9 protein-coding genes are annotated in these 14,905 nt (G+C 38.7%); 4 read left to right on the top strand and 5 right to left on the bottom strand.

Annotated elements, in window-relative coordinates:
* Nucleotides 1-3: 3 nt before the first annotated feature.
* The 3 genes from ACO1O5_RS18615 to ACO1O5_RS18605 are packed head-to-tail and all read right to left on the bottom strand — an operon-like array spanning nt 4 to nt 3,380.
* The gene (locus ACO1O5_RS18615; RefSeq protein ID WP_486272918.1) at nt 4-1,179 is read right to left on the bottom strand and encodes a glucosaminidase domain-containing protein; all 1,176 of its coding nucleotides are present in this window, start codon (nt 1,177-1,179) and stop codon (nt 4-6) included.
* Nucleotides 1,180-1,227: 48 nt separating this feature from the next.
* Nucleotides 1,228-1,869: an O-methyltransferase gene (locus ACO1O5_RS18610; protein ID WP_486272916.1), complete on the bottom strand. Its 642-nt coding sequence runs from the start codon at nt 1,867-1,869 to the stop codon at nt 1,228-1,230.
* Nucleotides 1,870-1,883: 14 nt separating this feature from the next.
* On the bottom strand, nt 1,884-3,380 hold the full coding sequence (locus ACO1O5_RS18605; RefSeq protein ID WP_486272914.1) for a sodium:solute symporter: 1,497 nt from the start codon (nt 3,378-3,380) through the stop codon (nt 1,884-1,886).
* Between the two features lie 101 nt (nt 3,381-3,481).
* Between ACO1O5_RS18605 and ACO1O5_RS18600 the strand changes: the two genes are divergently transcribed.
* The 3 genes from ACO1O5_RS18600 to ACO1O5_RS18590 all read left to right on the top strand — a co-directional run bounded on the left by ACO1O5_RS18600 (nt 3,482) and on the right by ACO1O5_RS18590 (nt 5,485).
* The gene (locus tag ACO1O5_RS18600) at nt 3,482-4,015 is read left to right on the top strand and encodes an LOG family protein (RefSeq protein ID WP_486272912.1); all 534 of its coding nucleotides are present in this window, start codon (nt 3,482-3,484) and stop codon (nt 4,013-4,015) included.
* A gap of 67 nt (nt 4,016-4,082) precedes the next feature.
* Nucleotides 4,083-4,844 (top strand): SDR family NAD(P)-dependent oxidoreductase, encoded by a 762-nt coding sequence (locus ACO1O5_RS18595; protein ID WP_486272910.1) that lies wholly within the window; start codon nt 4,083-4,085, stop codon nt 4,842-4,844.
* Between the two features lie 158 nt (nt 4,845-5,002).
* Nucleotides 5,003-5,485 (top strand): hypothetical protein, encoded by a 483-nt coding sequence (locus ACO1O5_RS18590; protein ID WP_486272908.1) that lies wholly within the window; start codon nt 5,003-5,005, stop codon nt 5,483-5,485.
* A gap of 353 nt (nt 5,486-5,838) precedes the next feature.
* Here the strand turns inward: ACO1O5_RS18590 and sov are convergent, their stop codons facing one another.
* Entirely contained in the window at nt 5,839-13,053 is a 7,215-nt protein-coding gene (gene sov, locus ACO1O5_RS18585) for a T9SS outer membrane translocon Sov/SprA (RefSeq protein ID WP_486272906.1), read from the bottom strand.
* Between the two features lie 45 nt (nt 13,054-13,098).
* Nucleotides 13,099-13,683 (bottom strand): Holliday junction branch migration protein RuvA, encoded by a 585-nt coding sequence (ruvA, locus tag ACO1O5_RS18580; RefSeq protein ID WP_486272905.1) that lies wholly within the window; start codon nt 13,681-13,683, stop codon nt 13,099-13,101.
* Nucleotides 13,684-13,816: 133 nt separating this feature from the next.
* Between ruvA and ACO1O5_RS18575 the strand changes: the two genes are divergently transcribed.
* Nucleotides 13,817-14,821 carry a beta-ketoacyl-ACP synthase III gene (locus ACO1O5_RS18575; protein ID WP_486272903.1) on the top strand — a complete coding sequence of 335 codons (1,005 nt, stop codon included), beginning with the start codon at nt 13,817-13,819 and terminating at the stop codon, nt 14,819-14,821.
* Nucleotides 14,822-14,905 lie beyond the last annotated feature (84 nt).

Raw genomic sequence — 14,905 nt, 5'->3', positions numbered from 1 at the left:
AAATTATTTTGAAATGATGAGGTGTTGCCCGGTTTTTAAACTATCGTTTTTTAAATTATTCCACTCTTTCAATTGGCTGACGGACACATTGTATTTTTTTGAAATAGCATACAGGCTTTCTTTTGGCTGTACTTCATGCGTTCTTAATTCACCCGGCGATGATGAAGTTTGTAAATAGTTATTATCGTTAGAATTGTTTTTTTTTGAAACCAGTTTTACCAGGGGCGGCCTCAAATAAATTTTTGTGCCTGGATAAATATTGTCCGCCGATGAAATATTATTGTATTCGTAAAGGCTTTGTAATATCACGCCATTTTTTTGCGAAACGTCATATAAACTTTCATTCTGTTGAACAATGTAATATTCTTTGTCGCCTAACCTTTGTTTTTTTTCCAGAAAAATATATTGACTCTTTTCAAGTAAACCGTCTTTATTCAAATCATTTATGTCCAGCAGGCGATTCAGGTTAATATTGTTTTGGGTAGCTATTGCAAGCAATGAAGTTCCCTTGGCAGCAAATACAACTTTGCAACCGTTTATAGTAAGTTTAGCAGGTTCAGTAATAGCGATATCAGATGCATCCTGCGGGGTTGTAGTCAACACTTGAACCTGGTTTTTATCTTCAGTATCGCTGGAATATTGAGAGGCATCAAAAACCGGAACATCGTTGATGCCGTCCAAAGTATATTGTTCTAAATTATTATCTTCTATATTCTTAATAAGAATGTCCGGGTATTTAGGATTGGTGGCGTAGCCGGCTTTACTCAAACCATAGGCCCAACCCTTATAATCACGGGGATCCAATTTGAAAAGAAAGGAGTAGCGGGAACTGCCTCTTAAAAAGTTAGAATGGTCGCGATAAGAATCTTCGGCAGTTTTGTAAGCTCTGAAACATTCTCCGGGTGCATCGTCATCATGGGTAACGGTTTCCGCGGTCCAGGTACTCTTGCATTTAATGCCAAAATGATTGTTTGATTTTTTCACAAGGTCACTGTTGCCGTTTTCCGTTTCCAGGATACCTTGTGCCAGTGAAATAGCTGCCGGTACTCCCATTCGTTTCATTTCACGTATGGCAATATCTTTATACTGTGCTACGTATTCAGCTACCGTCATGTCTTGGGCACCAACTATCTTTGACAAAAAAATGGAAATAACGAGTAAGAAGAATATCTTTTTCATTAAGGTGTGCGGTGTGTATGGTATTTAGTTCTAAAAAATTGAAACATTTCATTTTTTCTGAATCAACATCAGGCCATCCCTAACAGTAACGAGTACATGCTGTATTCTATTATCTTCTTTCAGGTGTTCATTAAATGCATGAATAGCTTTTGCATTTTTTCCGGTAATATTTTCTTCCAGCACTTCCCCGTGAAACAGCACATTATCGGCTAACAGAAATCCTCCCTTTTTTAGCAGGGGCAAAGTTAATTCGTAATAATTAATATAGTTCACCTTGTCGGCGTCAATAAATATCAAATCCCACGTTTTATTCAAAGTTGGAATTATATCCAGGGCATTTCCTTCGTGTAAAAATATTTGTTTAGTATATAATGATTTGCTAAAAAAGTTTCGGGCAATATTTGCGTCTTCCTGACGAATTTCGATTGTATATAGCTCACCTGTCGGCATAAGTCCTTTAGCAAGGCAAATTGCACTATATCCCATAAAGGTCCCTATTTCTAAAACCCTTTCAGGCTTAATCATCTTGCTAATCATTTCAAGCAACATCCCTTGTAGCGGCCCGCTGAGCATATTTGCATGCGGATGATTCAGATAAGTATATTTTTCAATTTCCTGCAGCAAATTGTCAGTTGAAGAAGTGTATCGGGCTGCATATTCTTCCGCCTTGCTGGCTATAATTTCTACCATTAACTAAATTATTTTTACGAGGGTTTCTTTTTAGAAACCAATAAAAGGCCAAGAAAAGTAAGTAATCCGTTCACGATAATCAGTTCTTCGGCAAATACATATCCGTTGAAAAGAACAATGGAATATTTATCAATAAAGATGCAAGCTACCGGCGCTAAAATGCAAATAACCGGGGTTGCCTTATCCATCACACTTCTTTTTTTGGCGTAAAGTGAAAAAGCAAACAATCCAATAAGCGGCCCGTAGGTGAACGTGGCAACTTTAAAAATTGCGCTCACAACAGAGGCATTGTTTACAGCATTAAACAACAATATAACTAGCAATATGAGAATGGAAAAAAATATGTGTACGTAAGTTCGTTTCCTAACCATTTGCTTCTCATTCAAAACTTTATTTTTATCAAAATTTAAAAAATCTATGCAAAAAGAAGTAGTTAAGGCTGTAAGGCCGGAGTCAGTCGTGGCAAAGGTTGCGGCCGTAAGGCCCAGCATAAAAACCACCGCAGGAACACCTTTAAAGTGATTTAATGCAATTTCGGGGAAGAGATAATCGGTCCGGGGAAGATGTGAATCGCTGTCGAGTGGAATGGCAATACCTTTTTGATTTGCATAAATATAAAGTAAAGCGCCTACGCTCAAAAAAAACAGGTTAATAATTACAAAAACAAATGTAAAAGTCAGCATGTTCTTTTGGGCCTCTTTCAGGTTTTTACAACTCAGGTTTTTTTGCATCAAATCCTGGTCGAGGCCAAACATGCCAATCGTTACAAATATTCCTCCTAAAAATTGCTTGGTGAAATGAAACTTATTGCTCATAAAATTATCAGTAAAGAATATCTTAGAATAGTTACTTTCTTTAACTGTTTTAAATGCCTCGCCTATGTTTAAATGCAAGCTGTTGCAAATAAAATAGATAGAGAGAAATACCGAAGTAACTAAGAAAACAGTTTGAAGAGAATCAGTAATGATGATCGTTTTTAATCCGCCCCTGAAAGTATAGCCCCATATTAATAACAAACAAATGACAATGGTTAACCAAAAGGGAACACCCATTTCATCAAAAATGAAACGTTGTAAAACTATGGCTACAAGGTAGAGCCTGAAAGCAGAGCCAATAGTTCTTGACATTAAAAAAATAGCTGCGGCTGTTTTATGACTCACTTTACCCAGTGTCCGTTCTATTACTTCATAAATAGAAATGAGGTGCATTTTATAATAAAGCGGTAATAAGATGCCTGCAACTATAAAATAACCAACAGCGTTACCCAATACAAATTGAAAATACCTGAACTGCGAACCTGCAAGATTGCCAACTTCACCTGGTACGGAAATAAAGGTAACGCCGCTAAGTGCAGTCCCTATCATTCCAAACGCAACCAGGTACCATTTAGAAGAACGGTTGGCAATAAAGAATGTAGCGTTGTCTGATGATTTTCTTGAAGTGAAATAAGATATCAGTATTAGCATTAAAAAATACCCGATAATGAAAGAAAGTAAAACAACAGGAGACATAAGCGTGATTAATAAACTGCTTAAAGGCAGGTATAATGTTTAAAAAGAAAATTAGGATTTCAAAGTTTTTATTTTGAATTTTATTCAAGATAAATAAAAATATGGCAATAAAATCGCTGGCTGTTTTTTGCGGTTCGAAACAAGGTAATAATCCGCTCTTTTGTGAGCATGCCAAAGAATTGGGATACCTGCTTGTACAACAAAATATTACCTTAATATATGGCGGTGGTAACAAAGGAATTATGGGAGCGGTTGCCAATGCTGTTTTGGAACGAAATGGGAGAGTCATCGGCATCATGCCTAAACTCCTGAATGGCATAGAACATAGCCACACCGGTATTTCGGAAATGCATGAAACGGAAGACATGCATGCACGAAAAAAGATGCTTTACGAAAAAGCGGATGCAGCTTTGATATTACCGGGAGGATATGGAACTATGGATGAACTTTTTGAAATACTTACCTGGAATCAATTAAATATACACGATAAGAAGATTTTTATTCTTAACTCTGAAGGTTTCTACAATCATCTTATTGCCCATTTTAAAATGATGGAGCAGGAAAATTTTCTATACAAAAAGATAACGGAGCAGCTTACAATAATAGGGTCTCCTGCTCAACTATCATTTGTTTAACTATTTACTATTTTTTTGGTTATTGTATTTTTGGATAATTAAATAAACTCATTCTAAAATATTTATAATGAATCGTGTCATTTTTATTACAGGCGCTACATCCGGCATCGGTAGGGCCTGCGCAGAAAAATTTGCCGCAGCCGGTGACCAATTAATTATAAACGGGAGAAGACAAGACAGGTTAGAAGAATTAAAACAATCGTTGGAAAGTCAATACAAGATTGACGTTCTTATTGCCGCTTTCGATGTACAAAATAAAAAGGACGTTTTCGATTGCATTAATTCCTTTTCAGGGAAATGGAAGGCGATTGATATTCTTATTAATAATGCCGGGCTTGCACTTGGCAGAGATTTTTTTGATGAAGCATCGCTTACTGATTGGGAAATAATGTTACATACAAATGTTGACGGACTATTGTATGTGAGCAAAGCAGTTTTGCCATATATGATTGAAGAAAAGCAGGGGCACATTATTAACCTTGGTTCAGTTGCGGGAGACGATGTTTATGAAAAGGGAAATGTTTATTGCGCCAGCAAATCTGCTGTGGAAGCAGTTAGCAGGGCAATGAGAATTGATCTTTTGCGACACCGCATAAAAGTAACCAACATTAAACCGGGGGCTGTTGAAACCGAGTTTGGTGTGGTTAGATATAAAGGAGATTCTGCCAAAGCAGCCAAGGTATATGAGGGTTTTACACCCCTCACAGGTGTTGACGTTGCGGATGCAATTTTTTACTGCGCCTCACTGCCGCCCAACATTTGCATAAATGAATTGGAAATCACTCCGTTGGCCCAGGCAACAGGCATTTTTTTTCACAAGAGTTTGTAATTATTGCAACATTTTTTCTGCTAAATCGTTAACAATAGGAGTATTAGGTTAAAAAGAAGACAATTTGCTTTTTTTTGACCTAAAAGCTCGCTGGTCGTTTTATAAATCAGCTATTTTTTTGTAATATTGTTATTGATCATTCAATTTCCTTGTACCGCATGAAAAACCTTGTTAGACAACCAACTCTGATACTGATATTATTGTTGGCATTTCAATTTTCTGTTTATAGTCAGGATGTAATTAAGCAGGTTTCCTGTTTTGACTCTACACTTAAAAAAGAAGCAGATAGTTTAAAGGAAAGTTTTAAAGAACAAGGATTTATAGTAGTTAAAGAAGCTACGATGATGATGGAGAGCGAATATGAAATGCCGGTGATTGTTCCATTGACGCAAGGTAGCTGGTACCAATTTGTTTTTATTGGAGACCTTAGTTCAAAACTCTATGAAGTAAGGATGTATGACTTTGATGAAAAACAGGTGGTGTATGTTAAACACTATGGGCAGGATAAAATGGCAAATATTATTAGTTATTCCTACATACCAAAATTTACGGAATATCATATGATTAAGCCGGTACAGGTAAATAAATTGAAGAAAAAGAATGTGTGCGGTTATATTATGATGCTTAAGAAAGTCAAATAGTTTTTTTATGCTTGTTGATAACTTAACCCGGGGCGTGATTAACCCCGGGTTTTTTATTATTCGTTACGTGGCCCTGGCAAATACTTCGGAATATTTTTTTCAGCTAATACAACAACCATATTTTGAATTAGCTATTATGGCTCAATCTCCGGCGTGAATCTAAAATCACTTTCAGATACTAAAATGTGTATGCTAATCAGTTAAAACCCTTCTGATTTTGTACTTCTCAGAGATTCTATTGATCATCGTTCAATAATGACATTAGGCCCCGGGCAATTGAATTAGCAATGCCTATACAGCTTGAACTACCGGATTGGTTTGAAACCCCTAAGTTCTTTTATGACAAATGATTATTACTGGCTTAGTGAGATTCTTATTTGCACCCCGGCACGGGTATCAACCGTTGGAGGCGACGATGAGATATATGGGTTTACTCTCCGTTGTTCAAAATATAATTTTACATTGATGCGATTGCTTATATAATAATCTATTGTCGGGCTTATGGTAATTTCTTTGCTGCCATTGGTGGCAAAAGCACTATTCTGATCGAGGCGGCTATTGGAGGTTACGTTATCGGCTATTTTAAAATCAAGCCTGAAATTGATCTCGTTGTCCAATTTTTTGCTATCCTTTTTTGAAAAAGGGACTTTAAAAGGAAGTTTCATTCCTTTTTTACGAAATCCACCGCCAAAAGTATATTGGGTAGAACGTACTTCGCTGAGCTGGTAATCGATCAGGCTCAGGCTTAATTGCCGTTGTTTCTGGTATTCAAATTTTAAACTAAGTTGATTTGTAAAAGTCATGTCTGCGCCTATTAATGGAGCAAATTGTTCCTGGATAGTTATGTTAGGAATTAAAAAGAAAGGTATGTAATTGTTGTTTCCTGCAGTAGTATCTATGAATGAAGGGTAACCGAATCTCGAGACATCCTGATATAATAATGCTGAGGTAAAGCTATTCATACCGAGGCTCGCATTGTATGCGTGCGTTAAAGAAAAATTGGTAAATATTTTATCGAGTCCGGGCACCCGGCTTAACCCGTTATAGGTGATTCGCCAGTTGGGTCTGGGCAAAATATCGCGAAATGGATTGGATTTAATGTTAGTGTTATTTTGTCGTATCAATGAAACTTTAGTCGGATCCTGGCCGGTGTATGCTGCAATAAATGCTGGCACCAACACATCTACTGCATATCTTCCATAACCCAACGCGTATCCATCGTTAGCAGTCGGACTTCCTCGTAATTTATTGTATGTATTTAAATCTCCTAATCGCTTCGACAATACTTCGCGATAGTTTTGAAACTTTAAGAAAGTGCTCGAAACCTGGTTGGGATCATATTTTCCGAAAAGCGTCTTAAATGCAATATAACTTACGTTAAATCCACCCTGCACATAGGGGCTCAAATGAGAAAAATGATTTCCAGTACCCGTTGTATCCTTGAATGTTTCAGTGAAATTTTTCGTAAATGTTTTGTCAATATTTACATCTATCGTTAAATCCCTGACGGGTTCAAGCTGTGCAGAAGCAGAAATTTTTTGATCAAAACTCTGAACGAATAAATCGTTAAAAGTTGTATCTCTTGTTATCAGGCCTCTTTTTGCGGCCCTGTTCAGCCAGTTGGTATCAGGTTGTTTTCCTAAAATAAAATCGAACCCCGGCGCCATGCTCCTGAAATCTTCACCCAAAATACGCGTACTGTCGGTATACCCTGGCAACCTTGTATGACTGTTTTGAGAAATGGACCCATTAACGGATTTTATACTGGTAAGCAGTTTGCCGAAAACCCGTGCGATACCAGTTACTTCAGGCAAATCTTTCGCATCTTTTTTCCCTTTTGATAATTGGTCATTTGCGTTGCCTCGCTTTGCCAGTGAGTCACGGGCATTTGACTTGCTGTTTTGCGATGTTTGCCTTGGCTGGTCAAGCGCTTTCAGCCATTTTGATTTGGCATAAAGCCTGGTGAAATCCAGTTGAAGATTGGCTTCTTCCTGTTGCCCGTTTTCAAGGAAATTTCCAAGATTTACGGCTAACCGCGATGCGCCAATCCACTGGTAATTGGCTGTATATCCTACTCGTAATGTCGTCCAGTCAGTTAATGGAAATTTATTTAATGGCACATTATAAGAAAAATTGACGGTTTGTGTAAAGACGGTATTACGACCTCCGTCCCAGAAATTTCTTTTCACAGTATCTTTTTTGGCCCTTGTGTCGAGCCTTCCGTAAGGCTCATCTATTACCGCATTATTGAGCGCCGTATAATCAATATTCAAAGAATGGGTAAGATCCCATCTGAAAATAAAGTTTCTGTCGAAAGTAAAATACTTGTCATAAGTTTCGGGGATCACATATTTATCGCCACCAATGCTTCGTGGTTTTATAACGCCAAATTGCCTGAAAATATCTGCCCTGAAACTAACCTGTGAAGGAATTGGATTGAAATTAAAATCTTTTACCAGGTCAAACCAATGCGTTTTGGTTTTCTTAAACAACTTCTTAAAAGGTTCAAAATATTTTGGCTGGGGCGCAAAATTATAACCCAGGCCTCCACGCTGTTTTGTTACAGCATTATATTCAATAAGCGGATTATGGGCTTCGGTTTTTGTATAAGAGTAGCTGAGGTCAATATTTTCGATATCCCAGGGCTTTGGCTTTTTGCTGCTCGTTCTGTTTTTATGGACGTTGGTGAAACTGATAGTTTTTGTGGAGGTAAAGTCTACCGCGTCTTTTCTTATTGAGTCTCTCTGGCTTTTTGAAGCTTCTCTAAGTTTTTGTTTCAAAGTAATGTCTCCCTCATAAGGATCGTATTGTGGAGTGCTTATTGTTTGCGATACGCTTGCATAAAAAGGAATTGACAATGCTGCTTTTCTTGGTAACAACTTACCAAGCTCAAGGTTAGTTGCTACGTCAAGTTGAAAAAAGTTATCCTTATAACGCTGATCTACTCCCTGTTCCAATGTGCCAAATCCATTACTATGAGTATTTGCAGAAGCTGAAATTGTTCCAAGATCTGCAAGATTTACATCCACTCTCGCAAGGGAAGCCCAGCCACCTTTTTCGTTTAAAGACGAAAGCCGCAATTCATTAAACCAGAGTTCACCGCAAGCCGATCCGGTATTAACATTTTTCACCCCCATTAAAATACCGCCTATGTCGCCGAGGTTGGGATTACCAATTACCGAGTACGTTTGACCGTTAGACTGCAATCGAGAAAACAAAGTATTTAATGGAGTACTTGATAAATTTCTTGCGTTCTTAAGCTGAGTAAGTTGATACAAGTCTACGTTAAGATTATTACTCTGTATCCATAATGTATCATTATATTCTTTACTATCAGGATTTAGCCCTGAATTTAGCGGCGTAAGTTTTAACGGAATCCTCACTTCATAATAGTTGGAAACAAAATCGCTCCCCAATCTTATATCCGCAACAAGATCATTATCACTGAGTTGGGTGCCTGCTTTTTTTTCCGCATGAATATATAATTTCAGATTGCCAAACTGTCTCAGGTCCCTTGACGCAAAAGTTTGAAAGACGGCTTTTCCATCGTTTTGGTTAAGTCCGCAAAACTGGAGTGAAAGTGATTGCTCATTTTGCAAAAGATTTACGCCGTTATTGCTTAATGTTTGAACCCGTTGAATATCTGACGGAGTTCGGTAAGGCAATGGAGAACGCTTATCATTCTCTTCAATATTTACGGCGCCCACGTTGAAGTCGTTCGTAACCTCGGGGCTGTAATTTCCGGTGGTGTCAAGTTTGTATTCAAATTTTCTCCAGGTATTTCTTACAAGCGCCAGTTTTCCAAAACGAACAACCACGCTGTCATCAAAACCTGTCAGGAACATTCTTATAAATCTTATCGATTTAAAGTCGGGGATATTACCAATTTTTTTATTATAAGATTCTATAGGAATCCTTAACTGGTACCATGTTTCCTGTCTTGAAGATTGATCAGCCAGCTTTACCGTAACTACCTTTTTGTCTACAATAAAATTCTGCCCAATGTTCATGTCAGGCGCAGTTGGTGGTTTAAGGTCAACAGTATATTGAAAATATTCTTCAGTTTCATTAAGGGTATTATCCCTGTTTAAGTCTTCCTGGTCAGGATAAAGTGTGGCGGCCGATGAGTATTGGGAGTTATTGTTCGCGATAGGTGAGTTGCCCTGGGGGCCATTAAAGTTTTTATAACGCGTAAGGATATTCGCATTTTGAGCATCAAGATCGCTGCCGCGATAGTAATGATAGTTGTCTGAGGATGGATCAGCTAATGCGTCCTGGTATGCTTTTGAGCCTGCACCGAAATTAGTTGCCAATACATTTAAATAATCATTTCTGCGTTTCGTTACTTCAGCGCTATCGGTTAACCCGTCAAAACCAACATCCTGGTAGGGCCTGTCGTTGGGGTCATTACTGAATGCATTGGTAACCTGTATTGGATTGCGTGGAATAACGCCCCATATTGAAGTGTCTACCTGTGCAGGAAGATTGGGAGTCGGCAATCCATTTTCATAAAATCTGCGTGAATCCTTTAGCACATCTTCGGAAACGTTCCCCAGGTTTATATAAAATTTACCTCCATTACTGGTTGGATTATTTATAAAGGGATCCTGCACCCAACACTCAATATACTCAACATTCGCCGTTTCAAAGTCAGTCTGGTCAATGCTTCGCATCAATCCACCCCATCGCTTTGAAGGCTTAAGCAATTTACCGGTAGCCGAAACATCTGTCGCTGAAGCGTCATAGTTGTACGGACCACGTTCAGTAGGATAATAGGCAAGATCAAAAGTGATCAATTGGTTTTGGCCAAAGTCAGTTGTTATCTGTGGGAAAATTTCTGTTTGGGAAATAGCTCGCTCCCTGGGATCAGAAAGCGCCTTGGTATTCCCTTTTAACGGGTTATTTACATTTTTGGGATCCTGTAATGTCGGTTCAATTTGATACCAGGCAATTTTTGCCCTGTTCATGCCATAATCAAGTTTATCATTATCTGCTGCTTCGGGGAATAATAGCGTATTGCCGCTTGTATCGGTGGCACCGTAGGGCGTAGATGCTAATGCCCAGCTTATCGGTGGAAAGCGAAGATCAATATCACTTTTACTACCTTCAAAATCGTCAATGTAAACTACACCATTACTACCCTTTCCTATTTGGGGAGCGTGGCCAGGTTTTAAATAGGCTGCCTCGGCATAAGCGCTAATTGCAGAAGGTGCTGTTGTATTATAAAATGGCAGCTTATCTAATAATTTTGTCAACCTCGGCACGTCTCTGTGATAGTTGACATCTGCTCCATACATTGTATTTCTAATAGGGTCTTCGCCATAATCCACCTTTGTGAAGAATGGCCTTTCGCTTAATCGTACCATGGTTGCGCCAATGGTAAGTTGTTCTTTGGCAGTATTTTTAGCCTGGTAATCCAATCTCAGACCCAAATAACTTTTTTGCTGGAGGCCAAAAGTTGCGTTGTTTTCAAAATTTACCTGCACCGGTAAGCCGGCATTAATAATTGCCTGGTTAATTACTTTTATCGTGCCGAGATCGTAGTTAATTGTATAGTCAATATTTTCACTTAGCCGTTGACCACCTGCTGTTACCGTTACTGATCCAGGCGGGATATTATAGCCGATACTAATATCAGAAGATGCCGACGATTTCGCCGAACCTTGTAGTACAAACCGGTCAAGATTTGGAAATTGTTGTTGTGCAATAACTTTTATTGAATCGTACAATGGGTAATACAAACTATCTCTTGCAAGGGTGGTATCAGTAAAAACTTTTGCAGCAATGTCTCGCCCAAAAGGTTGCAACAGTGGAAATATTACCCTGCTATATTGCGGCAGAACCGTGTACCCGGGCACGAAGTCGAAAACGCCATCAGGTTGCGGATCATTATGGTTATTTAGCCTGTCAAGATTTACGAGAGACAAAATAGGTGTACCTAGATTAATATCTCCGAAGGGAAGATACCTTTTGGCTCCTAAACCAGGTTCCTGGTATAAAACGTTCAGGTTAAAATCCTGTTGATCTAGCGTTCCAAATCCCACGCTATAGACATTTTTCATCATCAACTGCCATATAGGAAGATTGGGACGCTGCGACGTAGCTTTCAATAATTTCAGGAACAAAACATTTTGATTTGCAGATGTGGAATCTGGTGGAATATCCTGGGAAAATTCACCTACCTGGTAAATATGTCCATTATAAGAATATTGATATGCGACAGCTAATACCTCATCCGATTGCAGCGGTTGACTTAAAGAAAGGAAGCCTACCTTGGGATTAAAGACATACTGTGTAGAATCCAGCTTTCTCGCAAAAGTCTTTTCAAAATCCTGCACAGGATTTAATCCGTTTACAGTTTGTAATTGGTTTGTGATCAGAGCGGCATTGCGGCTATTAGGATTACTCGTAATGTCCCGGTATTCTGAATTGGTATTGTTGGATGGCAAAGTTCCGGTAACCGTAAATGGATGAAAAGGTTTGTTTTCACCCAAATCCATAAGACCAACAATTTCCCTTGCATCCGTTGTTGCCCCATTTCTATTGGTTACCCATACTTCGAGTCTTAATATATTGACCGGCGTTGTTACAGCCGGCAGATTACTCATCGCTTTATTGAAGTTGTTTTTAAAATATTGTCCCAATAAAAAATGCCTGTTCTCTTCATAGTCATCAGCCTTGAATTCAAATTTCTGTGCCGCACTTCCGCCTTGCAGGTTTACCGATTGTCTTTGCGATTTTTGATTTGCCAGGATTGCGGTTACAAAAAGTTTCCCAAATTGTAATTCAGTCTTTATGCCAAATAAAGACTGTGCTCCCGGGATCAAGGTACTTCTTGAAGGAAACGTGACATTACCTGCTTCAAATCTTTTTAATATTTCATCATCTTTACCGGTATAATCGAGTTTGAGCTGGTTAGTAAAATCGAAGTTAGCAAGGGTGTTATAACTAATGGGGAACTTTAGTTTATCACCAATGTTGGCATTCACATTTAGTTGGGTCGCCATATTGAAATCGAGGCCTCCATTTTTTCTTGCTCTTTCCGCAAGAGTTGGGTTCTTAATATTTTGCCCCTGGTAACCCGCTGTAATATCAACATTTCCCTGTGGTTGAATATCAATTTTTCCGTTTCCGAATAGCCTGTTAAACAGGTTATCATAAATACTGAGTTTTGGTTTTACCTGCCCACGATTTAATAAGTTAAGTGTGTTGGCTCTTTGTTTAAAATAATTCGTTTCAGCTTTTTGACCCTCCATCTCCATAAATTCCTGAGAAGAATACGAAGTCGGCGTTCTATAATATCTGTTTCCAATTTTTTCGTAAACGGTATATCTTTTTGTCGCTGGATCGTAAGCAATTGAGTCCTTAATATTGTTGGGGTTGGCTAAATCAAAAGGGCTTCTTTGGCCTGAATAAAAATCACCTCTTGTATCGTGAATAGGATAATGGAGCGAATCGTTCAGATTTAACTTGGCTGTATCCTGGGCGGATGCGTTATTGGCGCCGATAAATAAAAACAGCACGCCCCAAAGGCAAGCTAATATCAACCCCAAAAAATTCGGTGCCAATTTTCTAATAAACAACATCCCGCGATTAATTAAGGTAGATTTCTCTCAAATAGCTTTTAGGGCTTTTTTTATTATTTCTTCAAGGTTGTTGATGGTTGGGTTGGAAATTACGACTTTTTTAATGGACTGTTCAGCAACTGGCCTTCCTATACCAAGAGCTACCAATGCATTTAACGCATCCTGGTGCAAAGTATTGCCAACAGGTGTATCTAATGGAGTAATTGATGATAATTTCGTCATTTTATCTTTGAGTTCGAGAATAAGCCTCTCGGCAGTTTTTCTCCCTATACCTTTTACGCTTTCGAGCAATGACGCATTGTTCTGAATAATGGCCTTGCTTATTTCATCGGGCTTCAAATGAGACAACATCATTCTGGCCGTAGCTGCACCCACGCCTGAAACACTTATCAACATTACAAACATTTCTTTTTCTATCGAATCAAAAAAGCCATACAATGTGTGAGCATCTTCTTTCACCTGCATGTAGGTAAATAACTTTCCTTCGGTTAATTTTTGAATGTGCGAATAGGTATTTAGGCTAATGTTTACTTCATACCCCAACCCATGCACATCCACATAAACAACGGTCGGCGTTTTATAAGAAAATGTTCCTGATAAATATGCTATCATTTTTTTAAGAGCGCCAAAAATAAGTAATTCACTGTAATGATGGCTATATAAAATATCTACCGCACGATACTTCTGATTGAATAATAAAGTATGTTGTATTTTTGCCCCCTCACAAAACGCCCTGGTCAAATAAATGGATAAAAAAATTTCCGCAGCTATCACCGCCGTTGGTGCTTATGTTCCCGATTACAAACTTACAAATGCCGAACTCGAAACAATGGTGGACACCAATGATGAGTGGATTAAAACGAGAACAGGCGTTGAAGAAAGGAGGATTCTGAAAGGTGAAAATAAAGGCGTTTCTGAAATGGCTATTCCTGCCGTGTTGGAGCTTTGTAAAAAAAGAGGAATTGATCCTATAGAGATTGATTGCCTTATTTGTTGTACGGTAACTCCGGATATGACCTTTCCCGCGACAGCAAATATTATCACTTATAAAATTGGAGCAGTTAATGCATTTGGTTTCGATCTTTCTGCCGCATGTTCCGGTTTTCTATTCGGTGTTACTACCGGTGCATCGTTAATAGAAAGCGGGCGCTATAAAAAAGTGGTTGTTGTTGGAACCGATAAAATGAGCGGAATTGTAGATTACAGCGATCGTAAAACCTGTGTGCTTTTTGGCGATGCTGCCGGCGCAATTTTGTTGGAGCCCAATGAAGAAGGATACGGAATACAAGACAGCCTTTTGAAAACGGATGGTAGTGGCGCTGAGTATTTAAAAATGGTTGCGGGTGGATCTGCTAAACCTGCATCGGTGGAAACTGTGTTGGCTAAAGAACATTATATTTTTCAGGAGGGTCCGCAGGTATTTAAGTTTGCGGTAAAAGGTATGGCCGATGTTTCTTATGAATTGTTGGAAAGAAATCATTTAACGGGTGATGACATTGCGTGGTTGGTTCCGCACCAGGCGAATAAAAGGATAATCGATGCAACTGCAAGCAGGATGGGCTTGAGTATGGATAAGGTTATGATCAATATTCAAAGATATGGCAACACCACTTCCGCTACCATTCCGTTATGCCTATGGGAATGGGAAAAGCAATTAAAAAAAGATGACCTGATCGTACTTGCTGCATTCGGCGGAGGATTTACATGGGGAGCCACTTTAATTAAGTGGGCTTATAACACCTCGAACTAATAAATAATTAGTTTAGTTTCTCTCCCGTTTCATTGAATAATTTTAGTTCTTCTTAGTTGAAATATGTTGAGCACTGCTTAATGG

The organism is Ginsengibacter sp. (assembly GCF_057362405.1).
This window is presented reverse-complemented; position numbering and strand designations above follow the sequence as displayed.